The sequence below is a fragment of the Streptomyces sp. NBC_01267 genome (assembly GCF_036241575.1).
GTDB lineage: Bacteria > Actinomycetota > Actinomycetes > Streptomycetales > Streptomycetaceae > Streptomyces.
In genome coordinates this window covers 2,086,019-2,109,096 of record NZ_CP108455.1, presented here as the reverse complement: position 1 = coordinate 2,109,096, position 23,078 = coordinate 2,086,019, and the positions used below count along the sequence as shown (strand labels likewise).

Annotated in this window: 24 protein-coding genes and 1 pseudogene; 16 read left to right on the top strand and 9 right to left on the bottom strand. The window is 71.0% G+C overall.

Annotated elements, in window-relative coordinates; genetic code table 11:
• The first annotated feature begins 76 nt into the window (after window positions 1-76).
• Genes OG709_RS09690 through OG709_RS09680 form a run of 3 tightly spaced genes read left to right on the top strand, consistent with a single transcriptional unit; the run spans window position 77 to window position 3,239 of the window.
• Entirely contained in the window at window positions 77-1,384 is a 1,308-nt protein-coding gene (locus tag OG709_RS09690; protein ID WP_250304280.1) for a glycosyltransferase family 4 protein, read from the top strand.
• A gap of 47 nt (window positions 1,385-1,431) precedes the next feature.
• Window positions 1,432-2,163, top strand: coding sequence for a class I SAM-dependent methyltransferase (locus OG709_RS09685; RefSeq protein WP_250304282.1), 732 nt, complete (start codon window positions 1,432-1,434; stop codon window positions 2,161-2,163).
• Window positions 2,160-3,239, top strand: a complete 1,080-nt coding sequence (locus tag OG709_RS09680) for a prenyltransferase/squalene oxidase repeat-containing protein (protein ID WP_250304284.1) — start codon at window positions 2,160-2,162, stop codon at window positions 3,237-3,239. The genes OG709_RS09685 and OG709_RS09680 overlap by 4 nt, the downstream gene beginning before the upstream one ends.
• Window positions 3,240-3,288: 49 nt before the next feature.
• On the opposite strand, the gene OG709_RS09675 is transcribed toward OG709_RS09680, so the two are convergent.
• Window positions 3,289-3,576 (bottom strand): hypothetical protein, encoded by a 288-nt coding sequence (locus OG709_RS09675; protein WP_250304286.1) that lies wholly within the window; start codon window positions 3,574-3,576, stop codon window positions 3,289-3,291.
• A 156-nt stretch (window positions 3,577-3,732) separates the two neighbouring features.
• Between OG709_RS09675 and OG709_RS09670 the strand changes: the two genes are divergently transcribed.
• The 7 genes from OG709_RS09670 to OG709_RS09640 all read left to right on the top strand — a co-directional run bounded on the left by OG709_RS09670 (window position 3,733) and on the right by OG709_RS09640 (window position 9,757).
• Entirely contained in the window at window positions 3,733-4,287 is a 555-nt protein-coding gene (locus tag OG709_RS09670; protein ID WP_405684836.1) for a hypothetical protein, read from the top strand.
• A 123-nt stretch (window positions 4,288-4,410) separates the two neighbouring features.
• Window positions 4,411-5,079 (top strand): YdcF family protein, encoded by a 669-nt coding sequence (locus OG709_RS09665; protein WP_266643385.1) that lies wholly within the window; start codon window positions 4,411-4,413, stop codon window positions 5,077-5,079.
• Entirely contained in the window at window positions 5,021-5,743 is a 723-nt protein-coding gene (locus tag OG709_RS09660) for a WbqC family protein (protein ID WP_329165626.1), read from the top strand. The genes OG709_RS09665 and OG709_RS09660 overlap by 59 nt, the downstream gene beginning before the upstream one ends.
• Before the next feature lie 523 nt (window positions 5,744-6,266).
• A complete protein-coding gene (locus tag OG709_RS09655; RefSeq protein ID WP_329165624.1) occupies window positions 6,267-7,226 on the top strand; it encodes a helix-turn-helix domain-containing protein in 960 nt (319 codons plus the stop codon).
• Between the two features lie 122 nt (window positions 7,227-7,348).
• A complete protein-coding gene (locus tag OG709_RS09650; RefSeq protein WP_266643389.1) occupies window positions 7,349-8,497 on the top strand; it encodes a winged helix DNA-binding domain-containing protein in 1,149 nt (382 codons plus the stop codon).
• A 163-nt stretch (window positions 8,498-8,660) separates the two neighbouring features.
• Entirely contained in the window at window positions 8,661-9,440 is a 780-nt protein-coding gene (locus tag OG709_RS09645; protein ID WP_329165622.1) for a maleylpyruvate isomerase N-terminal domain-containing protein, read from the top strand.
• Window positions 9,441-9,595: 155 nt separating this feature from the next.
• A complete protein-coding gene (locus tag OG709_RS09640) occupies window positions 9,596-9,757 on the top strand; it encodes a carbohydrate-binding protein (RefSeq protein ID WP_266643391.1) in 162 nt (53 codons plus the stop codon).
• A gap of 69 nt (window positions 9,758-9,826) precedes the next feature.
• On the opposite strand, the gene OG709_RS09635 is transcribed toward OG709_RS09640, so the two are convergent.
• From OG709_RS09635 to OG709_RS09615, 5 genes are all read right to left on the bottom strand, one after another.
• Window positions 9,827-10,837 carry an LLM class F420-dependent oxidoreductase gene (locus OG709_RS09635; RefSeq protein WP_250304309.1) on the bottom strand — a complete coding sequence of 337 codons (1,011 nt, stop codon included), beginning with the start codon at window positions 10,835-10,837 and terminating at the stop codon, window positions 9,827-9,829.
• 121 nt (window positions 10,838-10,958) lie between these two features.
• Window positions 10,959-11,855 (bottom strand): hypothetical protein, encoded by an 897-nt coding sequence (locus OG709_RS09630; protein WP_329165617.1) that lies wholly within the window; start codon window positions 11,853-11,855, stop codon window positions 10,959-10,961.
• A 111-nt stretch (window positions 11,856-11,966) separates the two neighbouring features.
• Window positions 11,967-12,971, bottom strand: a complete 1,005-nt coding sequence (locus tag OG709_RS09625; protein ID WP_329165614.1) for an N-acetylmuramoyl-L-alanine amidase — start codon at window positions 12,969-12,971, stop codon at window positions 11,967-11,969.
• Between the two features lie 43 nt (window positions 12,972-13,014).
• A complete protein-coding gene (locus OG709_RS09620) occupies window positions 13,015-13,656 on the bottom strand; it encodes a class I SAM-dependent methyltransferase (protein WP_266643396.1) in 642 nt (213 codons plus the stop codon).
• Between the two features lie 182 nt (window positions 13,657-13,838).
• Window positions 13,839-15,677, bottom strand: a complete 1,839-nt coding sequence (locus OG709_RS09615; RefSeq protein ID WP_266643397.1) for an MFS transporter — start codon at window positions 15,675-15,677, stop codon at window positions 13,839-13,841.
• 174 nt (window positions 15,678-15,851) lie between these two features.
• Here OG709_RS09615 and OG709_RS09610 point away from each other — a divergent pair, with 174 nt between their 5' ends.
• Window positions 15,852-17,957, top strand: coding sequence for an acyl-CoA dehydrogenase (locus OG709_RS09610; RefSeq protein ID WP_329165611.1), 2,106 nt, complete (start codon window positions 15,852-15,854; stop codon window positions 17,955-17,957).
• Window positions 17,958-18,069: 112 nt separating this feature from the next.
• Here OG709_RS09610 and OG709_RS09605 read toward each other — a convergent pair whose 3' ends face one another.
• Window positions 18,070-18,246: a hypothetical protein gene (locus OG709_RS09605; protein ID WP_326694976.1), complete on the bottom strand. Its 177-nt coding sequence runs from the start codon at window positions 18,244-18,246 to the stop codon at window positions 18,070-18,072.
• Between OG709_RS09605 and OG709_RS36045 the strand changes: the two are divergent.
• A pseudogene (locus tag OG709_RS36045) lies at window positions 18,188-18,675 on the top strand (transposase); the annotation flags it as partial. The gene OG709_RS09605 and the pseudogene OG709_RS36045 sit on opposite strands and share 59 nt — an antisense overlap.
• Before the next feature lie 171 nt (window positions 18,676-18,846).
• On the opposite strand, the gene OG709_RS09595 reads toward OG709_RS36045, so the two are convergent.
• Together OG709_RS09595 and OG709_RS09590 are read right to left on the bottom strand one after the other, a co-directional pair.
• On the bottom strand, window positions 18,847-19,251 hold the full coding sequence (locus tag OG709_RS09595) for a hypothetical protein (protein WP_326694978.1): 405 nt from the start codon (window positions 19,249-19,251) through the stop codon (window positions 18,847-18,849).
• Window positions 19,248-19,706 (bottom strand): OsmC family protein, encoded by a 459-nt coding sequence (locus OG709_RS09590; protein ID WP_326694979.1) that lies wholly within the window; start codon window positions 19,704-19,706, stop codon window positions 19,248-19,250. The genes OG709_RS09595 and OG709_RS09590 overlap by 4 nt, the downstream gene beginning before the upstream one ends.
• Before the next feature lie 62 nt (window positions 19,707-19,768).
• Between OG709_RS09590 and OG709_RS09585 the strand changes: the two genes are divergently transcribed.
• The 4 genes from OG709_RS09585 to OG709_RS09570 all read left to right on the top strand — a co-directional run bounded on the left by OG709_RS09585 (window position 19,769) and on the right by OG709_RS09570 (window position 23,077).
• On the top strand, window positions 19,769-20,467 hold the full coding sequence (locus OG709_RS09585) for an ArsR/SmtB family transcription factor (protein WP_326694980.1): 699 nt from the start codon (window positions 19,769-19,771) through the stop codon (window positions 20,465-20,467).
• A 129-nt stretch (window positions 20,468-20,596) separates the two neighbouring features.
• Entirely contained in the window at window positions 20,597-21,352 is a 756-nt protein-coding gene (locus OG709_RS09580; protein WP_329165604.1) for a transposase family protein, read from the top strand.
• Window positions 21,353-21,451: 99 nt separating this feature from the next.
• On the top strand, window positions 21,452-21,742 hold the full coding sequence (locus OG709_RS09575) for a hypothetical protein (protein WP_329165603.1): 291 nt from the start codon (window positions 21,452-21,454) through the stop codon (window positions 21,740-21,742).
• A 144-nt stretch (window positions 21,743-21,886) separates the two neighbouring features.
• The gene (locus OG709_RS09570; protein ID WP_250304323.1) at window positions 21,887-23,077 is read left to right on the top strand and encodes a lipid-transfer protein; all 1,191 of its coding nucleotides are present in this window, start codon (window positions 21,887-21,889) and stop codon (window positions 23,075-23,077) included.
• Window position 23,078: the final 1 nt, after the last annotated feature.

Sequence of the window (23,078 nt, the reverse complement as noted above, 5' to 3'; positions counted from 1 at the left end):
AGGCCTGCGAGAACTTGTTCTAGATTAGCGTGAGCGGCTACGCTCCGCCGAGAGTGCTGTGAGAAGGGGGCCGAGTGTGACCGCTGAGGCCATAGAGTCGGGCCCCCTCGCCGGAGGCTCCAGCTCCGGTACGGAGGGCCCGCTGCGCATCGCGTTCCTCACGTACAAGGGAAATCCTTTCTGCGGAGGCCAGGGCGTCTACGCCCGGCACCTCTCGCGGGAGCTCGCCCGGCTCGGGCACAGTGTCGAGGTGATCGGCGCCCAGCCCTTCCCGGTCCTCGACGAGGGCGTACCGCTCACCGAGTTGCCCAGCCTCGACCTCTACCGCAGCCCCGACCCCTTCCGCACCCCCGCCCGTGACGAGTACCGCGACTGGATCGACGCCGTCGAGGTCGGAACCATGTGGACCGGCGGTTTCCCCGAACCGCTGACCTTCTCGCTGCGCGCCAGGCGTCATCTCACCGCCAGGCGCGGCGAGTTCGACGTCATCCACGACAACCAGACCCTCGGTTACGGGCTTCTCGGCGACCTCGGCGCGCCCCTCGTCACCACGGTCCACCACCCCATCACCGTCGACCGCAGACTCGACCTAGCAGCGGCCGGGGACTGGCGCCGCCGGGCCTCCGTACGCCGCTGGTACGGCTTCACCCGGATGCAGAAGCGGGTCGCCCGCCGGCTGCCCTCCGTCCTCACCGTCTCCGGCTCCTCCCAGCAGGAGATCATCGACGACCTCGGGGTGCGCCGGGACCGGATCCACGTCGTGCACATAGGCGCCGACACCGGACTGTGGTCGCCCGACCCCGCCGTCGCGGAGGTGCCCGGCCGGATCGTGACGACCTCCAGCGCCGACGTACCGCTCAAGGGGCTCGTCCATCTCGTCGAGGCCCTCGCGAAGATCCGCACCGAGCACCCGGACGCCCACCTCGTCGTCGTCGGCAAGCGTGCCGAGGACGGACCGGTCGCGCAGGCCATCGAGCGGTACGGGCTCGACGGAGCCGTCAGGTTCGTCAAGGGCATCAGCGACGAGGAACTCGTCGACCTGGTGCGCGGCGCGCAGGTCGCCTGCGTGCCCTCGCTGTACGAGGGGTTCTCGCTGCCCGCCGCCGAGGCGATGGCCACCGGCACCCCGCTGGTGGCGACCACCGGCGGAGCGATCCCCGAAGTCGCCGGACCCGACGGCGAGACCTGCCTGGCGGTGCCGCCCGCGGACGCGGGCGCGCTGGCCGCCGCACTGTCCCGGCTGCTCGCCGACCCCGTGCTCCGTACCCGGCTGGGCGCGGCGGGCCGGGAGCGCGTCCTGGCCCGCTTCACCTGGAAACAGGCCGCCATCGGCACCGTGGAGCGCTACCGCGAGGCCATCGCGGCCCGGCGCCCGAGCGCCTGACACCAGCCAGCCCGTACCCCCACCCTCCCAGCGAAGAAGGCAGACCCGTGCTGACCGTGGACTTCTCCCGCTTCCCGCTCGCTCCGGGCGACCGTGTGCTCGACCTCGGCTGCGGCGCCGGCCGGCACGCCTTCGAGTGCTACCGGCGCGGCGCACAGGTCGTGGCCCTCGACCAGAACGGTGACGAGATCCGCGAGGTGGCCAAGTGGTTCGCCGCCATGCGGCAGGAGGGGGAGGCCCCGGCGGGCGCCACCGCCACCGCCATGCAGGGCGACGCGCTCAACCTGCCGTTCCCCGACGCCTCGTTCGACGTCGTGATCATCTCCGAGGTCATGGAGCACATCCCGGACGACAAGGGGGTGCTCGCCGAGATGGTGCGCGTACTGAAACCCGGCGGCCGGATCGCGATCACGGTGCCGCGCTACGGGCCCGAGAAGGTGTGCTGGGCGCTGTCGGACGCGTACCACGAGGTCGAGGGCGGCCACATCCGCATCTACAAGGCGGACGAACTGCTGGGCAAGATCCGCGAGGCGGGTCTGCGCCCGTACGGCAGCCACCACGCGCACGCTCTGCACTCCCCGTACTGGTGGCTCAAGTGCGCCTTCGGCGTGGACAACGACCAGGCCCTGCCGGTCCGCGCCTACCACCAGCTGCTGGTCTGGGACATCATGAAGAAGCCGCTGGCCACCCGGCTCGCCGAGCGGGCGCTGAACCCGGTCGTCGGCAAGAGCTTCGTGGCGTACGCGACCAAGCCGCACACCCCCCGGGTGGGCGCGTGACCTCACCGGGCCGCACCGAACACCTCGTTCTGCCCGGAGTGCTCACCGCCGAGCAGGCCGACCTGACCGTCGCCGGAATCCTTGCCGAACAGCGGGAGGACGGCGCGATCCCGTGGTTCCGCGGCCACCACCTCGACCCGTGGGACCACACCGAGGCGGCCATGGCGCTGGACGCCGCGGGCCAGCACGAGGCGGCGGAGCGGGCGTACCAGTGGCTCGCCGCGCACCAGAACGACGACGGCTCCTGGTACGCCGCCTACCAGGACGGGGACGCGGCGCGGGTCACCGACCGGGGCCGGGAGTCCAACTTCTGCGCGTACGTGGCCGTCGGCGTCTGGCACCACTACCTGGCCACCGGCGACGACGGTTTCGCCGACCGGATGTGGCCCGTCGTGTACGCGGCGGTCGAATTCGTCCTCCGGCTCCAGCAGCCCGGCGGTGAGATCGGCTGGAAGCGGGAGCCCGCCGAAGAGGGCGGGGCGGTCGTCCGGGACGCGCTGCTGACCGGTTCCTCGTCCGTCTACCAGGCGCTGCGCTGCGCCCTCGCGCTCGCCGAGGCGCGCGAAGAGCCGCAGCCCGACTGGGAGTTGGCGGCCGGAGCGCTGGGCCACGCCATCCGCAGCCACCCCGAGCGCTTCCTGGACAAGAGCCGGTACTCGATGGACTGGTACTACCCGGTGCTCGGGGGCGCGATCAGGGGCACGGCCGCCAAGGAGCGTATCGAGGAGGGCTGGGACCGCTTCGTCGTACCGGAGTGGGGGGTGCGCTGTGTGCTGCCCAACAACTGGGTGACCGGCGGCGAGAGCTGTGAACTGGCCCTGACGCTCTGGGCGATGGGGGAGTCGGACCGCGCCCTGGAGATTCTCCGTTCCATCCGGCACCTGCGCGCCGAGGACGGCCTGTACTGGACGGGGTACGTCTTCGACGACCGGGCGCTGTGGCCCGAGGAGCGCACCAGCTGGACGGCGGGCTCCCTGTTGCTCGCGGTGGCCGCGCTCGGCGGTGACGAGGCGACCACCGAGGTCTTCGGCGGCACCCGCCTGCCGACCGGGCTCGCCCCGGACTGCTGCCGCTGACCGGCCGTCACCCGGGCCGCCGCCGTATCAGCGGAGCACCCGGCCCCTCTCAGCGGCGCACCCGGCCCGCCACGAGGTGGCCGATGCCGAGGTACACGACCGCGGCGAGACCGTAGCCCGCGACGACCCGGGCCCACGCCTCGTCGAAGGTGAACATGTCGCGCGACCAGCCGGCCAGCCAGTCGGCCGCGTGGTGGACGAAGCGCACCAGGTCGTTGGCCCGGTTCGCGTCCAGCAGGTACATCACGATCCACAGGGCCAGGATGAAGGCCACGACATCGGCGATGACCATGATGATGTTCGCCGCCGGATTACTTGCGTTCGAATAGCGAGACATGCTCGAACGTGTTGCCGCTTGTGCGTGCGTGAAACCCGTACGGGCCGTCCGGGCTGGCGGCCCCCGGCGGGGCGGGTGAGGCTGCGCAGTACGCCGTACGTGCCGCCGTACGCGCTCCTGAACATGCTCCCGAACCCAGGCTTCCGGAGGTCCGCCGTGGTCAGCACCGCCCCGCTCCGCCGTTCCGCCGTCGCCCTGGCCCTGTCCGGGGCCCTGCTGGCCGGGGGCACCGGCTGCGGGAGCGACGCCAGCGCGCAGGCCGCGGCGACCCACGCGGCGGCCCCGTCGGCGACCAGTTCCGCCGAGCAGCAGAAGCTCGCGAAGACCCGCTTCGTCGCCAACGCGGGACTCGCGGCCGGGGCGGCGTACCAGTGGATCGTGAAGCCGTTCAGGAACGGCAAGTTCAAGAAGGGCGCGAACGGACGGACGGTCGCGGTCGTCAAGGCGGGGCTGGCCGGGACGTTCGCGTACAACCGCCTCAAGGCCGCCCTGAACAACGCCAAGGGCGACCCGCACCTCGCGAAGGCGGTCGCGCCGCTCACGGCCGGTGTCGCCTCGCTGAAGAGCCTGCCGAGCAAGCTGCGCAAGGGGGACGGCAGCGCGGCGGGGACCTTCGACGACGTGATCAACTCGGTGAAGGACGCGGGGAAGAGCGCGGGCGTCGACGTCAAGGACAAGGTGCCTTCGACGGGGCAGCTGTCCGGGAGCTGAGCTGAGCTGAGCTGGGTTCGGTTCGGGGATACTGGCCGCACCAACTGCGCAGTATCGAGGGGCATCACGCCATGAGTGAGGGGCTGGCCCGGCCCCGGTGACGGTGACCACGGGGGGATACGCGTGAGCGACAACCAGCAGGCACTCACCGAGGACCAGCGGCAGCAAGCGAAGCTGATCTGGGACTACCACCAGATGCACCATGAGGCCCGGCCCGCCGACGCGGCGATCGGCCTGGGCAGCCACGACCTCGGAGTGGCTGTGTTCTCCGCCGAGCTCTATCGCGCCGGGCTCTTCCCGCACCTGGTCTTCACCGGCGGGAACAGCCCCACCACCGCCAGGGTGTTCCCGCGCGGGGAGGCCGTGCACTTCCGCGAGCACGCCATCGAGCTCGGCGTCCCCGCCCCGGCGATTCTGCTGGAGCCCACCGCCGGGAACACCGGCCAGAACATCACCCTGTCGCGCGCTGTGCTCGCCACCGCCGGGATCACGCCGAAGACGGTGCTGTTGGTCTCCAAGCCCTACATGGAGCGACGCTCCTTCGCCACCGCCCGCAAGCTGTGGCCCGAGGTCGAGATCATCTGCGCCTCGGAGCCACTGGAGTTCGACGACTATCTCAAGAGCATCGGCGACGAGAAGCTCGTCCTGGACATGCTCGTCGGTGACCTCCAGCGGGTGATCGAGTATCCGAAGCTCGGCTTCGCCATCGCCCAGGACGTCCCGGAGGATGTGCATGCCGCCTACGAATCTCTCCTCGCCAGCGGCTTCGACAGCCGCCTCCTCACGACGTGAGCTGCCGCCGTCGGGCGGGCTGTGCGCGATCCACCAGCCCAACCCCTTCCCCTGGTTGACGACCGTGGCCAAGTTGTTCGCGGCGGGCTACTGGATCGTCCTGGACGACGTTCAGTTCACCCGCCGCGACTACCAGCACCGGGCCCGGCTGGCAGCCCTCGGTGACCCGCTCCAACGACAGTGGCTTTCCCTTCCCACCCACCTTCCTGATGGCCGTCTTACAACCATCAGGAATGTTCTGATCGTCGATCCGATGCGATCCCGGCAACGGATCAAGCAGATGCTCCGGCAGTACTTCGGGTCCAGCCCGCACCGGCCCGCTCTCTACCAGGCATCGGCCCCCGTTCTCGACCTGTACGCCGTCGGGGTTCACTGGGCGTTGGGGGACGCGGGCGCCGCGTTGGAAGCCGGGCGGGACCTGCGCGAAAGCCAGTTCGCGACGGCCGAGCGTAAGGCGCGCATGCACACCGACCTCGGGCGTGCCTGGTGGCAGTGGGGCAAGGCGGAGCAGACAGCCGCCGAGTTGCTGGCCGCGATGCGCGTCTCGCCGGGCGAGATCCGCGACCGGCCCGCGATCCGGAAGATTGTGGACGACCTGCGGTCCCAGCACTCGCGGGTGACGGGCGTGCGCGAACTGGTGGCCGCCACGGGCATGGGAGCGTGAGCGGCAACGCACTGAGCAGCGCCCACGCCTGTGTGTACTGCGTAAGTTTGATCTTTATCTACTCCACGTCCGCCGGGACGGTGCCGGTCTTCTAGGGCCACAACAACCACACCGGGGGAACCTCAGCTGCAACGATGCCGAGAACTGGCAGAACTGCCGCGCAGGCGAGAGGTCGCGGCGCGTGGTGCGCGAGGCGAGGGCATGACGGACTGCCCGATCGGCAAGCACACGTTTCCCTTTGAGGACGACACCGGTGCCTACTGCGAAGTGCACGGAGTAGCCGTGCTGTTCCGGGGCGACCCGATCACGCCGGACGACCTCGGCAGTAACAACTGCCCGACCTCGGAGGTGTGTCCGGCTCGCGCGGGATTCGGCGACCGGCACCGAGAGGGGTAACTGTCCGGCCGAAACCGGGACTTCCGTCGCAAGGCGAGCTACGCTCAGCTACCAACGATGTACGTACAGGTGACCCCGGCGGTGTTCCTAGCACCCCGGGGCCCGACACCGAAGATGGGAACCTTCGATGCGCATTCACCTTAGCGCGCGCACGCGCGCCTTCACTGTGCTGGGCAATGAGGTCCTGCGGGACCGGCGGCTCAGCTTCACCGCGCGCGGCATTCTCGCTTACCTCCTCTCCTTGCCCGACGGGGCGCGGGAGGACGTGAGGACCCTCGCCGACAGGAATCCCGGACTGGGCCGCCGTGGCGTGGCCAACGCCCTCGATGAGCTGGTCGAGTTGGGGTACTACATCCGCCGTACGGTCAAGGACGCGGGGACCGGGCAGGTGCGTACCGAGACGTACCTCTTCGACGCTCCGCAGACTGCAGACGTGCCGCAGACTGCGGATGCCCCGCTTCCCGCGCCTACGGGAACCGGCGCGGCGGGAACCGGCGTGGCGGATGGCGGGAAGGCGGGAGCGTTCCCCTCGGGGGTCCAGAACTCAGGGGTCCAGAACTCAGGGGTTCAGAACCGGGAAGAAGAACCCTCCCTCCCCGCGCCCGTGGCGGCGGGCGCCGGTTCGCCCCCGGAGTCGGCGGATGCCGAGGGGCGTGGGGCCGCTCTTCTGTCCCGACTGGCCCGTGTGGAGCCGAAGTTGGCGCTGAGCGCCGCTGACGTGGTCGCGCTGGCACCGCTTGTCGTGCCGTGGCTCGAACGTGGGGTCCCGGAGCTGGAGGCCCGTTCCTTGCTGACCGATGGGTTGCCGCCGGTCGTGTTCACCGCGCGCGGCATCCTCGCGGACCGGCTGGTGCGCAAACTGCCCGAGCCACGGGCCCGCCGGGACGCCGCCGCACCTGCCCCCGCGCCGCTGGAGTGTGCCGACTGCCGGGATCCGCTGCCGCGTGGTCAACAGGGCGGGATCTGTGCCGGTTGCACCGGAGCCGTACGGTCCGCCGTCAGCCCTGCGCCGCCCGTTTCTGTGGCCGAGCGTGTAGCGGCTCTGCGGGCGACACTCCGCAGCAGGCCCGCTGCCGCTCGCGGGTGAGTCCCCGGGGGCGGAGGTTTCCGTACGACTGGCTTGCGCGGCTTGCGCGGCTTGCGCGGCTTGCGCGGCTTGCGCGGCTTGCGCGGCTTCCGTGCGGCCCGCCGGGACGAGAGAATCCCGCCATGGTGATCACCGCACGCGCCCTCAACCGTTCCACGCTCGCCCGGCAGTTGTTGCTCGGCCGGGAGCCGCTCGACGTCGCCGACGGGGTGCGACGGGTGGTCGCCCTGCAGGCACAGCAGCCCGCCTCGCCGTACGTGGCGCTGTGGAACCGGCTCAGCGGCTTCGACCCGGCGGACCTCGACACCGCCGTGGCCGGACTCCAGGCGGTCAAGGCGACGCTGATGCGGATCACGCTGCACCTGGTCCACGCCGAGGACTACCGGGCCTTCCGCGAGGCCGTGGAGCCGACGCTGCGCGGCTCCAGGCTCGGCGACTCCCGGTTCACGGCGTCCGGACTCACCGCCGCCGACGCCGACGCGGTCGTCCCGGATCTGCTGAAGTACGCCGACGGGCCGCGTACCACCGCCGAGGTGCGGGACTGGCTCGCCGAGCGGCTGGGCGTGCCGATAGAGCCGGTGACCTGGCGGATGCTGCGGCAGTACGCACCGCTGTGGCACGCCCCGGTCGGCGGGCCCTGGTCGTTCGACAACCAGCAGTCGTACCTCGCGGCTGCCACCCGGCCGGTGCTGGCGGATCCCGACGCCGCCGCCGGGGGGCTGCAGACCCTGATCCGCCGCTACCTGGAGGGCTTCGGGCCCGCGTCGGTGGCGGACATGGCGCAGTTCGCGCTGGTCCAGAAGGCCCGGGTCAGGGCGGCGGTGCAGGCCCTCGACGCCGACCTCGAACAACTGGAAGGTGCCGACGGCACGGTGCTGTACGACGTCCCCGGTGCGCCACGGCCGGCCGAGGACACCCCGGCCCCACCCCGGCTCATGGCGATGTGGGACAGCATCCTGCTCGCCTACGCCGACCGCAGCCGCGTCATCCCGCCCGAGTACCGCAAGCAGGTGACCCGCATCAACGGCGACGTGCTGCCCACCCTGCTGGTCGACGGCTACGTCGCCGGTGTCTGGCGCCCTGTGGAGGGAGGGATCGAGGCCAGTGCCTTCCTGCCGCTCCCGGAGGAGGTCTGGCAGGGGCTGGCGGCAGAGGCCGAGTCGCTCACGGGGCTCCTCGCCGACCGTGACCCCAGGGCCTACGGCCGCTACGACCACTGGTGGAGGAAGGGGATGCCCGCCGCCGAAACCCGCCTGCTGCCCGGTGGTTGAGCCCGACGCTCTCCGTTGCGCCCGCGACCGAGCCGGGCGTCTTCGACTGAGCCGGGCGCCCTTGACCGGGCCGTTGCGCCCTTGACCGAGCCGTTGTGTCCTTCTCCGGGATCGGCCGGAAATTCGCCGGATTTCTCGGTACCTGTGTGTTTACAGTGCGGCCATGACGCTTCTGGATCACGACCGATACTGTGACGAACTCGTCCGGGAGACCGCCCTGTTGAGGGCCGTACTCACGGACGCCGACCTGACGGCGACGGTGCCGACCTGCCCCGAGTGGAGTCTGGGGGAACTGGTCCGCCATGTGGGCCGCGCGCATCGCTGGGCCGAGGTCATCGTACGGACGAAGGCCTCGGAGGCGGTCCCGGACGATCAGGTGCCGGACTCCGCGGGGCCGGGGGACACCGAACCGGCCGCCCTGGGCGCGTGGTTGGCCGCGGGGGCGGAGCGGCTCGTGGCGACCCTGCGTGCGGCGGGACCCGATGTCGAGGTGTGGAGCTGGGCCGGGGAGCAGCACTCAGGGTTCTGGGCGCGGCGGATGGTGCACGAGACGGTGATCCACCGGGCGGACGCGGCACTGGCGGCCGGGGTGGCGTTCGAGGTCGACGCCGAGGTGGCGGGGGACACCATCGAGGAGTGGCTGGAGATCGTCGCCTTTGCCGCGGCTTCCGGGGACCCGCACGCGGTGGAGCTGCGGGGCGCCGGGCGCTCCCTCCATCTGCATGCCACGGACGTGCCGGACGCGGAGTGGCTGATCGAGCTGACCGAGGACGGATTCGAATGGCGGCGGGCGCACGAGAAGGCGACGGTGGCGGTCCGGGGGCCGCTGGCGGACGTGCTGCTGGTCTTCTACCGGCGCCTTCCGGCCGACAGCGATCGGGTGGAGGTGCTGGGGGACACCGAGCTGCTGGACTTCTGGCTGGAGCGGGCGTCGTTCGGCTGAGGCCTTCGAGGCCCCTCAGGGCTCCGATGCCGCCGATGCCGCTGCGGTCTCTGGCGTCTTTGCGGCCTCGGAGGCCTCCGGCCGGTTCGACGGGCGCGCCGTGGGATGATCCGGCAGGGCGGCAGCGAGCCGACCTGATCGAAGGGCAACATCACATGGCAGCGGGATTCTCGGCGTGGAAAGTCAACCGGCAGTACGCGGTGAACGACCGCGCGGCCTATCTGGGCAAGCAGTACCGCTGCCTGGTCGCCCACACCTCGAATTCCGCGAGCAATCCGAAGACCGCCGTGAAGGTGTGGCGGAAGGACACCGACTGACCGGCCGAGCCCCGGTGTCCGTACGGCTGCCGGTGCGCCGGTGACATGATTCCCGGCGCACCGTGCGGCCTACGCGTTCAGCTCGGCCAGCACCCGCAGTGTCTGCGGATCAGGGGCCGTCACCAGCAGGTCGGTCACCGCGCCCGCCCGCCACAGCTCCAGCCGTTCCGCGATCCGCCCGCGCGGTCCCACCAGTGAGATCTCGTCCGCGAAGGCGTCCGGCACCGCCAGCACCGCCTCCTCCTTACGTCCGGCCAGGAACAGCTCCTGGATGCGGTGGGCCTCGGCCTCGTAGCCCATCCTCGCCATCAGGTCCGCGTGGAAGTTGCGCGCCGCGTGGCCCATGCCCCCGATGTAGAAGCCGAGCATCGCCTTCACCGGCAGCAGCCCCTGCGCCACGTCGTCGCAGACCTGGGCGCGGGCCATCGGCGCGATCATGAAGTTCTCGGGGAGCCCGGCGAGGGACGCCTCGTAGACGTCGGTGCGGGTCGGGGACCAGTACAGGGGGAGCCAGCCGTCCGCGATGCGGGTGGTCTGGGCGATGTTCTTGGGGCCCTCGGCGCCCAGCAGTACCGGGAGATCGGCCCGCAGCGGGTGGGTGATCGGCTTGAGCGGTTTGCCGATGCCCGTGCCGTCCTCGCCCCGGTACGGATGCGCGTGGAAGCGGCCGTCCAGCTCGACGGGGCCTTCGCGCCTGAGGACCTGGCGGATGACGTCGACGTACTCCCGGGTGGCCGTGAGCGGACTCCGGGGGAAGGGGCGGCCGTACCAGCCCTCCACCACCTGGGGGCCGGACAGGCCCAGGCCGAGCATCATCCGGCCGCCGGAGAGGTGGTCCAGGGTGAGGGCCTGCATCGCCGTCGCGGTCGGGGTACGGGCCGCCATCTGCGCGATGGCCGTGCCCAGCCGGATACGGGAGGTGTGCGCCGCGATCCAGGTCAGCGGGGTGAAGGCGTCAGAGCCCCAGGCCTCGGCCGTCCAGACCGAGTCGTAGCCCAACCGCTCGGCCTCCTGGGCCAGTTCGAGATGTCCGGGGGTGGGGCCGCGGCCCCAGTAGCCGAGAGTGAGCCCTAGGCGCATGGTGAAGTCCTCCCGGCTGTCACGATTCTGACGGAGCGTCAGGTCAATGTGTCAGGCGACTGTAAAGGCAACGGCCCCCCGCCCGGAAGGGGGCGGGGGGCCGTGGGACGACGGAGCGGGATCAGCCGCGCTGGATGCCCGTCGTGTCCTGCAGGACGCCACGACGGCCGTCCTGCGTCTGCGCGATCAGACCGGAACCGCGCTGCTCGACCGCGAGGTACCAGGTGCCCGGCGCCAGTTCGGCGATGGGCGTCGGCGAACCGTCCTCCGCGTACAGCGGGCGGGCGACCGGAACCGCGAACCAGAACGGTGCGAAGTCCCCGGCCGGGGTGGCACCGCCCGAAGCGGGCTGCGCCTGGGCCTGCTGGGTGGCCGGCGGCTGCGACGCCTGCGGCTGACCGGGCTGACCCGGCTGGCCGCCGAACGACTGCGGCTGCCCCGGCTGCGGCTGCCCCGGCTGCGGCTGCCCCGGCTGCGGCTGGACACCGTACGGCTGGGCCTGCGGGCCGCCCGGGTAGCCGTAGCCCTGACCGGGCACACCGGCCTGCGCGCCGTACGGCGACGGCGCGACCGGCGGATGCGGAGTGCTCATCAGCGGGGACTTGAGCGCCGGGAGGAGCGGAGTGGCGACCGCGGCGGCTGCGAGCACCAGGGAGGCGATGAACCCGAGGACCAGGCCCGCCCCGCGGCTCGACGAGTCGACCAGGCCCCAGAAGCTCGTCCACGCGGCGAAGATGCTGAACGCGACGCCGAACTGGCCCATCTCCAGCCCGGCGACCTTACGGGGCTGCGGCAGCGCGCGCGCCACGATGATCAGCACCGCCCCGATGACTCCGGCCAGGTAGATGCTCATCAGTACCCCGAGCGAATCCCAGGCGCTGGGGTTGCTGAGGTTGGCGCAGTAAGTGCCACTGCACTGGCGGCCGTACGAGGTGAGGTCGAGGAACGAGGCGATGAACAGCACCACCGCTGCTCCGATCACCACGCCGTCGCCTCGACTGAGGGAGCGGATGTTCACGTAAAAATCCTTCGTAGGTGGGCTCGTCGGGGCGGCGCGGAGCTCGGGGGTGGCTCCCCATCGTAGGAGTGAATCTATCGTCTGTTCCGGCGGGTCGTGTGGCGGGTCTCGTCACTCCGCGTGGAGAAAGCTGCTGATGCCGTCCGCGATCCCCTGCGCGGCCTTCTGGCGCCAACTTCCGTTCGTGAGCAGAGTGGCATCCTTCGGGTCACGCATATTGCCGCATTCGATGAACACTTTGGGCACGGTTGACAGATTGAGTCCGCCGAGATCGCCTCGGGTGTCCAACCCGGTACCGCCACCGATGTAGTTGGAGGGCGCGCTTCCGGTGTCGCGCACGAAGTTCCCCGCGATACGGGTGCCGAGGTCACGGGACGGGGCGACGATCCCCTTGGTGTGCGCGGTACCGGACTGCACCAGCGCCGGGAGGATCACGTGGAAGCCGCGGTTGCCGACCGCCGAGCCGTCGGCATGCACGGAGACGGCGGCGTCGGCATGCGCCTTGTTGCCGATGTCGGCGCGCTCCGTCACGCAGGGGCCGAACGCGCGGTCGCCGTCCTGCGTGAACGTGACCCGTGCGCCCTGTTCTTCGAGCAGGGCGCGCAGCCGGTGCGAGACATCGAGGGTGAACTTGGCTTCGGCGTAACCGCCGTTGGTCGAGGTGCCCGTGGTGTCGCATTCCGTGGTGCCGTTACCGATGTTCACCCGGCGGTTGATCTCGGCCGAGTGCTGGTAGTTGTTCGGGTTGTGTCCGGGGTCGATCACGACGACCTTGCCGGCGAGCGGTCCGCTGCCCGCGGGCTTGTCGTCATCGGAGCCGGAGCCGGAGCCGGAGCCGGAGCCGGAGCCGGAGCCGGAGTGCGTGGGCTTCGGTGCTTTCGGGGTGCTTCCGGCCGTCCGGCCGGGGGAGGCACTCGGTGCGTGCGTGGCCTCCGCCGACGAACGGCTCGGCTGCGGCACGACCTTCGCCGCAGCTTCGTCCCCGGGGCCGTTCGTGGTGTGCCACACCAGCCATCCGGCCAGACAGGCCACGAGTGCGGTGCCCGCGATCACCCAGGGAGATCTATGGAGGCGGCGCGGGGCCGAGGACTGGAGGTCGTCATCGTCGTACAGCACGGCGCGAGCCTATCCGGCCTGTCCGTCGGGCCTGTCCGGATGCTCAGATCCCCGTACCCGTGCGGCGCAGCACCCGCAGGGAGTCGGTCGCCGAGACCTCGGTGAACGCTCCGGACGCGAGGGCCCTGAGGTACACGCGGTACGGAGCCTGGCCGCCGTCGGCCGGGTCGGGGAACACGTCGTGGATGAGCAGCAGGCCACCGTCCGCGAGGTGCGGGGCCCAGCCCTCGTAGTCGCCGCTCGCATGGGCGTCGGTGTGGCCGCCGTCTATGAAGACCAGACCGAGCGGGCCGCCCCAGGCGCTCGAGACCTGCGGGGAGCGGCCGACGATCGCGATCACGTGGTCTTCGAGTCCGGCCCGGTGCAGGGTGCGGCGGAAGGTCGGGAGCGTGTCCATCACCCCGACCTCGGGATCGACGACCGTCGGGTCGTGGTACTCCCAGCCGGGCTGCTGCTCCTCGCTGCCGCGGTGGTGGTCGACGGTGATCGCGGTCACCGCTCCGGCGCGGGCCGCGTCGGCGAGGAGCAGGGTGGAACGTCCGCAGTAGGTGCCGACCTCCAGGAGAGGCAGGCCCAGCGAGGCGGCCTCGGCGGCTGCCTCGTACAGGGCGAGACCTTCGCGTACCGGCATGAATCCCTTGGCGGCCTCGAACGCGGCCAGGGTCTCTGGCGTGGGGGCGGCCATGGGGTCCTCCTGGAGGGGGCGGCGGGTCGGGTCGGCCCATGGTAGTGGGGCGGGGATTCCGGCTCTACGCGGGAACCCCTCCCCGTCGCCTACGGATCACACCTCACGCGTACCGGTCACACCTCACGCGTACCGATCACACCTCGCGCCTACGGATCACGCGTCCCGTACGGATCACGCTGTCAGTGCGTCACGCCCGCCGGGACCGTGGCCCCCAGTCGGAGGTCCACCGCCACCAGTTCGTCCACGCTCGTGTACGAGACCGGGGTGGCCAGCGGCGGAAGACCCGCCGCGGTGACGGCCAGGATGTACGTGCCCGCCGACCGCGCGGCCAGCGCGAAGTCGCCCGCCGTGTCCGCGACCGTGATGCCCGCCTGCCGCCCGCGGTGGTCGATCAGGGTGACCGTGGCACGCGGAACCGGAGCGCCTTCGGCGTCCAGGACCCGGCCGCGGAAGCCGCGGAAACCGGTGAAGTCGGTGGAGCCGGTGAGGCCCGTGGCGGTGGCCGGTGCGGCGGTCTCGTCGCCGGCGGCGACCGGCCGGGACAGCGTGGCCGTCCGCTTGCGCGAGGGCAGGAACACCGCGAGCACCAGACCGATGAGCACCGCACCGGTGGCGATCATGAACGAGGTACGGAAGCCGTTCATGCTCGGTACCGAGACCGGGCCCATGGCCACCGAGGTGTGCGCGAGCACCATGCCGATCACCGCGCTCGACACCGAGGTGCCGATCGACCGCATCAGCGTGTTCAGGCCGTTGGCCGCGCCCGTCTCGGACGGGTCCACGGCGCCGATGATCAGGGCCGGGAGCGAGGAGTACGCGAGACCGATGCCCGCGCCGACGACGACCGAGACGATGATGGTCTGCCACGGCGCGCTCATCAGGGCGAGCCCCGCCCCGTAACCGATCGCGATGATCAGCATGCCGATCATCAGCGAGACCTTGGGGCCGTACTTCGCGGCGATCCTGGCGTAGAGCGGCGCGGTGAACATCATGGTGATGCCGAGCGGAGCCACGCACAGACCCGCGACGACCATCGACTGGCCCAGGCCGTAACCGGTGGACTTCGGCAGCTGGAGCAGCTGCGGCAGGACCAGCGAGATCGCGTAGAACGCGACACCGACCATGATCGAAGTCAGGTTGGTGAGCAGTACCTCGCGGCGGGCGGTGGTGCGCAGATCGACCAGCGGGGCGGCCATCCGCAGCTCCATCACACCCCACAGCAGCAGGATGGCGAGCGCTCCGGCGAAGAGCCCGAGGGTGGTGCCGGAGGTCCAGCCCCAGTCGGAGCCCTTGGTGATCGGCAGCAGCAGGCAGACCAGACCGGCGGAGAGGCCGAGTGCGCCGAGGAGGTCGAAGCTGCCCTCGGCGCGGGTCTCGGACTCCGGTACGAAGAGCACGGTGAGCAGCATCGAGACGACACCGAGACCGGCGGCGCCGAAGAACAGGGCGTGCCAGTCGGCGTGCTGGGCCACCAGGGAAGCGGCGGGCAGGGCGAGCCCGCCGCCGACGCCGATGGACGAGCTCATCAGTGCCATGGCCGAGCCGAGCTTCTCGCGGGGCAGTTCGTCGCGCATGATGCCGATGCCGAGCGGGATGGCTCCCATCGCGAAGCCCTGGAGCGCACGGCCGACGATCATGATCAGCAAGTTGTCGGTGAATCCGCAGATCAGCGAGCCGACGACCATGACGGCAAGGCTGGCGAGCAGCATCCGCCGCTTGCCGTTGAGGTCGCCGAGTCTGCCCATGATCGGGGTGGATATCGCGCCCGCGAGGAGCGTGGCCGTCAGGACCCAGGTGGCGTTCGACGGGGCCGTGCCGAGCAGGGTCGGCAGGTCCTTGATGACCGGGACGAGCAGCGTCTGCATGACCGCGACGACGATGCCCGCGAAGGCGAGGACGGGGACGATGCCGCCCCGGCCACGGGGGGTGCGCGCTTCCTCGGTGGTGATCCCGGGGATGGAATTCCCCGTGCTCGAACTGAGTTGAGTGCTATGGGCGGAATGTCCGGCCTGTGCCATTCGCGAAGCCTCCGGAGGTGTAAGTGGGTGCATCATGAAAGCTTCCGGAGGGGTCCGGGTATTCCGGTAAACGCCATATAAGTACGGCGTGATCTGTATCACCCGCCGCGGCCTCGGTATTCGACTCGTATCTGACCTTCCGTCAGATTGGAACGTGTTCTAGTCTGCCTGCGCATGGGCATCGGAATCACGCAGGAACAACGGGAGTTGGCCGACGCGGTACGGGGCCTGCTGGCCCGCGAGGCACCGGCCGAAGAGGTACGCAAACTGCTCGACGCGCCACCCGGCACCCCGGGGCGCCCCGCCTACTGGGACGCTCTCGCCGGGCAGGGCCTCCTCGGGGCGCATCTGCCCGAGGAGTACGGAGGTGGGGGCGGCGGGCTGCCGGACCTGGCCGTCGTCCTGGAGGAGGCGGGCCGGGCGGCGCTGCCCGGCCCGTATCTGCCCACCGTGCTGGCCTCCGCCGTACTGCACCGGGCGGGCCGCCCCGACCTCGCCGCGCCGCTCGCGGACGGCCGGTGGACCGGCGCGGTGGCGCCCGGCGCGGAGGGCGACCCCGTGCTCGGCGGCGCGGAGGCCGATCTGGTCGTGCTGCGGTACGGCGGCGGGTGGGCGGCGGTGGACGCCGCCGCGCTGGACGTACGCGCCCGGCAGAGCGTGGACCCGACCCGGCCGACCGCCGGGGTGCGGGTGCGCGACGCCGTACCCGCCGACCGGATGCTGGCGCTCGACGACACCCTGGTGACGGACCTGGCGGCCGTACTGTTCGCCGCCGAAGCCTGCGGCACGGCGGCCTGGGCGCTGCACACCGCCACCGAACACGCCAAGGTGCGCGAGCAGTTCGGCCGCCCCATCGGGCAGTTCCAGGCGGTCAAGCACCTCTGCGCCGACATGCTGCTGCGCGTCGAACAGGCGAGGGCGCTCACCTGGGACGCGGCCCGCGCCGCCGACGACCGCCCCGAGGTGCGCGGCCTCGTCGCCGCGCTGGCCGCCGGGGCCGCGCTGGACGCCGCGTACAGCTGCGCCAAGGACTGCATCCAGATCCTCGGCGGAATCGGCTTCACCTGGGAGCACGATGCCCACATCCACCTCCGACGGGCCCTGGTGGCACGGCAGTTGCTGGGCGCCGGGGACACGCACCGGGCGCGGGCCGTCCGGCTGGCGGCGGCCGGCGCGCGCCGCGAACTGCGGCTGGAACTCCCGGCCGAGGCCGAGCCGTACCGCGAACAGGCCCGCACGGCCGTCGAGAGCGCCCGCGGCCTCGACCCGGCCGCCGCCCGCCGTGCCCTCGCACCCACCGGCTACGCGGCGCCGCACCTGGCCGAGCCGTACGGACTGGGTGCCGGACCCGTGCAACAGCTCGCCGTACAGCAGGAGTTGAAGGCCGCCGGGGTCAAGCTGAGCGACCTCGGCATCGCCACCTGGGTGGTGCCCTCGCTGCTCGCCCACGGGACCCCGGAACAGCAGGAGCGCTACCTCGCCCCGACCCTGCGCGGCGACCTGCTCTGGTGCCAGCTCTTCTCGGAGCCCGGCGCCGGGTCGGACCTGGCCTCGCTGCGGACCCGCGCGGAGCGGGTGGAGGGCGGCGGCTGGCGGATCAACGGCCAGAAGGTCTGGACGTCGGCGGCGCAGTGGGCCGACTACGGGATCCTGCTCGCCCGTACGAACCCGGAGGCGCCCAAGCACCAGGGGCTCACCTACTTCCTGGTCGACATGAAGCGGGCCTCCGGGATCGACATCCGGCCGCTCAGGGAGATCACCGGGGACGCGCTCTTCAACGAGGTGTACTTCGACGACGTCCTGCTGCCCGACGACGCGGTGGTCGGCGAGGTGGACGACGGGTGGAAGGTGGCCCGCAACACGCTCGGCAACGAACGCGTGCACATGGCCGACCAGTTGACCTTCAGTACGGGGGTCGAAGCACTGATCGCCCGGTCCGCCACGCTGGACGGCGCGACCGTCGCCCGCATCGGCCTGCTCGCCGCCGAGGCCCACGCCCTGGCCTGCATCGGCCTGCGGACCACCCTGCAACAGGTCTCCGGCCTGGAACCCGGCGCGGGCGCCTCCGTACGGAAGCTGGTGCAGACCCCGCACCAGCAGAAGGTCGCCGAACTCGCCCTGGAACTGCTGGGACCGGCGGGCGCGGTGGGCGAAGGACCGGCGGAGCGGGCCGTCCACGGCTTCCTGATGTCACGGTGCCTGACCATCGCGGGCGGGACCACGCAGGTACAGCTCAACGTGGTCGCGGAGCGGTTGCTCGGGCTGCCGCGCGATCCGTGAGGCCGGGCAAGCCCACTTCGCCCCGCCGTGTCCGGCGGGGCGAAGTGGGCTGAGATGGCTGAACCAACGGCACCGTTGTGGTGGGGCCGTCCACGCGGCTGCTGTGCTGCCGCTATCCGATCGTGATGCGGGTCTTCCAGTAGGAAGCGGGTGCGATAATTTCGGCGCCGGCTCCGGCGGTGGTTCGGCTTCCTGCGTAGAAGCGGACGGTGCCGTTGGCCTTCACGGCCCAGATACCGGTCGTCCGGGTGCGCGGACGGGGATCGGGCCGCGTCTCCATGGCGGGCATGACCTGCTACAAGCCCGGCGAGCGGTCCCATCTGATCTACGCGATCCGCGAGTACCGGGGCCGCAAGGACGAACCGAAGGGCTTCGGGTGGAAGGACTACCGCGACCTGGTCATCCGCGCCCACACCCAGCTCGGCGGCCCGATCGTCCTGGTGTGGGACAACCTGCGCATGCACCTGGTCGCGCCGCTGCGGGAGTTCTTCGAGGCCAACACCGCATGCTCACAGTCTTCCAGCTACCGGCATATGCGCCGGACCTCAACCCTCAGGAGGGCATCTGGTCCCTGGTCAAACGCGACATCGGCAACCTGGCCGCCGCCGACCTCAGCCAGGTCACCCGCGCGGTGAAACGCAAGCTCAAGATGCTCCAGTACCGCCCCGAGGTGATCAACGGCTGCCTGGCGGGCACCGGACTGACCTTCGACAAGTGATCGACATCGCGGATGCGGCCATCTCGGCTGCCTGGATGCTGCCCTTGTCCGGCGGTGAGGCGCTTGAACGGGTGGGGCCGGGCGCAGGTCTGCTCGACGGTGTAGCGCGGTTTGCCCGGGGCGTGGACGGCCGGGTGCGCGGCGGCGGGAGGTGTCCAGCGGGATGCCGGGTCAGCCCTGCTCCCAGCGTTCGATCGTGTCGCGGCACGCGGTGGTGTGCTCGTCTGAGACAAGCAGGACGAGGTTGCCGGCGTGGTCGCTGTACTGGACGAGGACGTTGACGCCAGCGTCGCCGAGCATGCGGGCGAGCGCGCCGAGTTGTCCGGGCTTGTCCTGGTCCAGCCTGGTCATGGCGACATCGCGTACGACGGCGGTGCCCAGCTCTGCGGCGTTGACGGCGGCCAGGGCGGCGGGGCCGTCGTCGACGAGGTAGTGCGCGACGGCGTGCCCGTTGTGAGTGAAGACGCCGCCGCCTTCCAGGCTCACCCCGCAGCTGCCGAGCGCCTGGCCGAGGTCGGCCAGCGCTCCGGACCGGTTCGGCAAGTGGACCTCGATGTCCTGCAGGCGGGCGTTCACGGGGTCACCACGGTGGTGGTGACCTGGACGGGGACGGCCAGGCTGTTGGCGATGTAGCAGTCGTGGTGGGCTTGCACGGCGAGTTCTTGGACCCTGGTCTCGTCGGTCCCGGCGGCAACCCTGACGGTCGCATGCAGGTGGATCGCGGCCAGGCGGCCGGGTTCGGTGGTGAGGTCGAGGTGGCTGGTGGCCTCGTCGTCGTAGGCGAGGACGTCCACCCGGGCGCGGGCGGCGGCGCCCAGGAAGGACAGCATCTGGCAGGAGGAGGCGGCCATGACCACGAGTTGTTCGGGGTTGAACCGGTCGGGGTTGCCGCGGAAGGCCGGGTCGGCGCTCAGGTCCACCTGTGTGGTGGCGGGCGCGGCGACAGCGGTGTGGTCGCGCGAGTAGCCGCGGACCCCGGCGCCGGTGGAACCGTCCCAGTGCAGACGGGCATGGTAGGCGTGTGTGCTCATGACCAAACCGTAGGCATGGAACGCTTCGGCACCGGCCGAAGCGTCGTCGTATCCTCTCCTCCATGACCAGAGACCGTGACTTCACGAGCGTGGGCAGAGCGCTCGCCGCACCCGCGCGCTCGGCGTTCCTGAACCTGTTGATGGACGGCACCAGCCGACCGGCGGGGGAACTGGCCCAGGGGGCGGGGGTGAGCGCGTCGACGGCCTCCGAGCACCTGGCCGTCCTCGTCGGCGCCGGTCTGGTGACGTGCGAGTCGCGCGGGCGGCACCGCTACTACGCGCTCGCCGGCCCGCGCGTCGCCACCGCCCTGGAGGCCCTCGGCGTCCTCGCCGAGCCGACACCTGTCTCGGGGTACCGACGCAGCCGCGAGATGCAGAACTTGGCTGCAGCACGGTTCTGCTACGACCACCTCGCCGGGCAGCTCGGCATCGCGCTGACGGACGCCTGGACCCGCCAGGGATGGCTGGCCGACGGCGAGTCGCTCTCCCTCACCGGCGCCGGCGCTGACGGACTGCGCGGGGTCGGGGTGGACGTCGACGGCGCGATCCACGCCCGCCGCCCCACCACCCGCGGGTGCCTGGACTGGACAGAACGCCGCGCGCACCTGGCCGGGTCCCTGGGTGCCGCAGTCGGCAGACAGTTCCTTGAAGCCGGATGGGTGGTAAGGCACCGCTCCGGGCGAGGCCTGAACGTCACCCAAAGCGGTCACGACCTCGTGCAAGAAGCCTGGGGGATCGACCTGGCCGTCCCGGCCCGGTGAACCGACACAACCATGAGCTGATTCCAACCTGTCGGCGCTGTCCGTCAGTTGGTTGGCTCTGCAACGCGATGAAGCTCCTGGTAGGAGGTGTCACGACCAAGATCCACCGTGTCCCGCCAGGAGCTTCGCGTGCTTGTCTACCCGTCGTCGATTGGTCTGTCCAGCCGCACCTTGCGGTACCTGAGTGCTCGGCTGCATGCCCGGCGAGGGGAGATCGGGACGCGCTGGCGGCGTCTGCCCGCAGGACGACAGGCCCTGCTCGCTCTGGCTCACCTGCGGTGCGGTGATACCTATGCCCAGCTGGCTGCCGGGTTCCGCATCGGCATCGCGACGGTATATCGCTACATACGCGAGGTCATCGACGTCCTGGCCGCCCTCGCCCCGACCCTGACCGAGGCGATGAAGACCATCCGGACCAAGGCGTTCGTGATCCTGGACGGCACCCTCCTGCCGATCGACCGGATCGCCGCCGACACCCCGTACTACTCCGGGAAACACAAGCGTCACGGCATGAACGTTCAGGTCCTCACCGATCCGTTCGGCCGGCTGTTGTGGGCGTCCCCCGCCCTGCCCGGGTCCGTCCACGACCTGACCGCCGCACGGACGCACGGGATCATCGACGCGCTCGCCGCGACCGAGCTGAAGTGCTGGGCGGACAAGGCGTACCAGGGAGCCGGCCACCCCATCCGCGTCCCGTTCCGAGGTCGTCGCCTCAAGCGGTGGCAGCGTCGGCACAACAGCACGCACGCCAAGATCCGCTGCCTCGGCGAGCAGGCCATGGCAACTCTGAAGGGCTGGCGCCTTCTGCGGAAACTCCGCTGTAGCACCACCCGCATCACCGCGATCGTCCAGGCCGTTCTTGTCCTTCACCACGCTTCGGCGTGAGGTTGGAAAAGGCCCAGTGAGCCAGCCCATGAGCGATTCCGACCGCATGCGGCGCAGGGAGTTGCACGACGCAGCGTCGGGTGGGGAGGTCCCCGCTTATTGCCGTGGACCAGCCCGGAGGGGAAGCCCTGCTACCTGAGCACCGATGGCCGGGGCTACCTCTCTACCCTCGCCGACAGCATCGAGACGGTGCAGCTCGGCATGGGCCAGGAGCTGGTGGAGTACGCCCGAGAAGCCGCGGCTCCCGGAGTGGCTGCTCTGTCGGCCACCGAATACCGTTGGCTGGCCTGCCGGTTGTCCGGGGCCCTGGCGGACGCGCTCCGAGTGGCCGACTCGCGCGGGCAGCGCCTCCCGGGCCCGGGAGAGGGGGAGGCGGACGAGGGAGCCTGACTCTGGGGACATCGACGCACCGGTCCGGGGTTTCGCAGTGCGCACCCCTACGCCCTTCCCCTGGCCGCCTCCCGCTGCCAGTATCGAAGTATCTGACGATCCGTCAGTTAACTGGATGGTGGCAGCGGACCGGGAGGCGGAACCATGAAGGCGTACATCGTCGGCGTCGGGATGACCAAGTTCGAGAAGCCGGAGAGTCGTGACTGGCAGTACTGGGACATGGCGAAGGAAGCGGGCACCCAGGCGCTCGCCGACGCGGGTGTCGACTACGGGCAGGTGGAGCAGGTCCCCGTCGGCTACTGCTTCCAGGCGTCCACCGCCGGGCAGCGGGCCGCGTACGAACTCGGGCTGACCGGGGTGCCCGTCTACAACGTCAACAACAACTGCGCCACCGGGTCCACCGCCCTCATGATGGCGCGGCAGTTCGTCGAGGGCGGTGTCAGCGACTGCGTGCTCGCCCTCGGCTTCGAGAAGATGAAGAAGGGGGCGCTGGGCGGCGGTTCCGACGGGGGCGACTTCAAGACCTCGCCCGTGGCCCGGCACTACGGGATCATGGCCGCCGGGCACGGCTTCGAGATGTCCCCGCCGACCGCGCAGATCTTCGGCAACGCGGCCCGGGAGCACATGGAGCGGTACGGGACCACGGCGGCCCAGCTCGCCGCCGTCGGCGCCAAGAACCACCGGCACTCGGCGGAGAACCCGCGCGCCCAGTTCCAGGACGTCTACACGGTCGACGAGATACTCGCCGCCAAGACCATCCACCGGCCGCTCACCAAACTCCAGTGCTCGCCGACCTCGGACGGGTCGGCCGCGGCCGTCGTCGTGTCGGAGCGGTTCGTCGTCGAACACGGGCTGCACGACAAGGCGGTGGAGATCGCGGGCCAGGCGATGACGACCGACACCGAGGAGAGCTTCGCCTCCGGGTCGTGCATCGACGCGGTGGGCAGGCCGATGTCGCGGGCGGCGGCGCGCCAGGTGTACGAGCGGTCCGGGCTCGGCATCGAGGACGTGGACGTCGTCGAACTGCACGACTGCTTCTCGGTCAACGAGCTGCTGACGTACGAGGCGCTGGGGATGTGCCCGGACGGCGAGTCCGGCAAGCTCGTGGAGAGCGGGGCGACGACGTACGGCGGCCGGTGGGTGGTCAACCCCTCGGGCGGTCTGATCTCCAAGGGCCACCCGCTGGGCGCGACCGGCCTCGCACAGGCCGCGGAGCTGGTGTGGCAGCTGCGCGGGGAGGCGGGCGCCCGGCAGGTCTCCGGGGCGCGGGTGGGCCTCGCGCACAACATCGGGCTGGGCGGGGCGGCCGTGGTGACGATGCTGCGGCGGGGGTGAC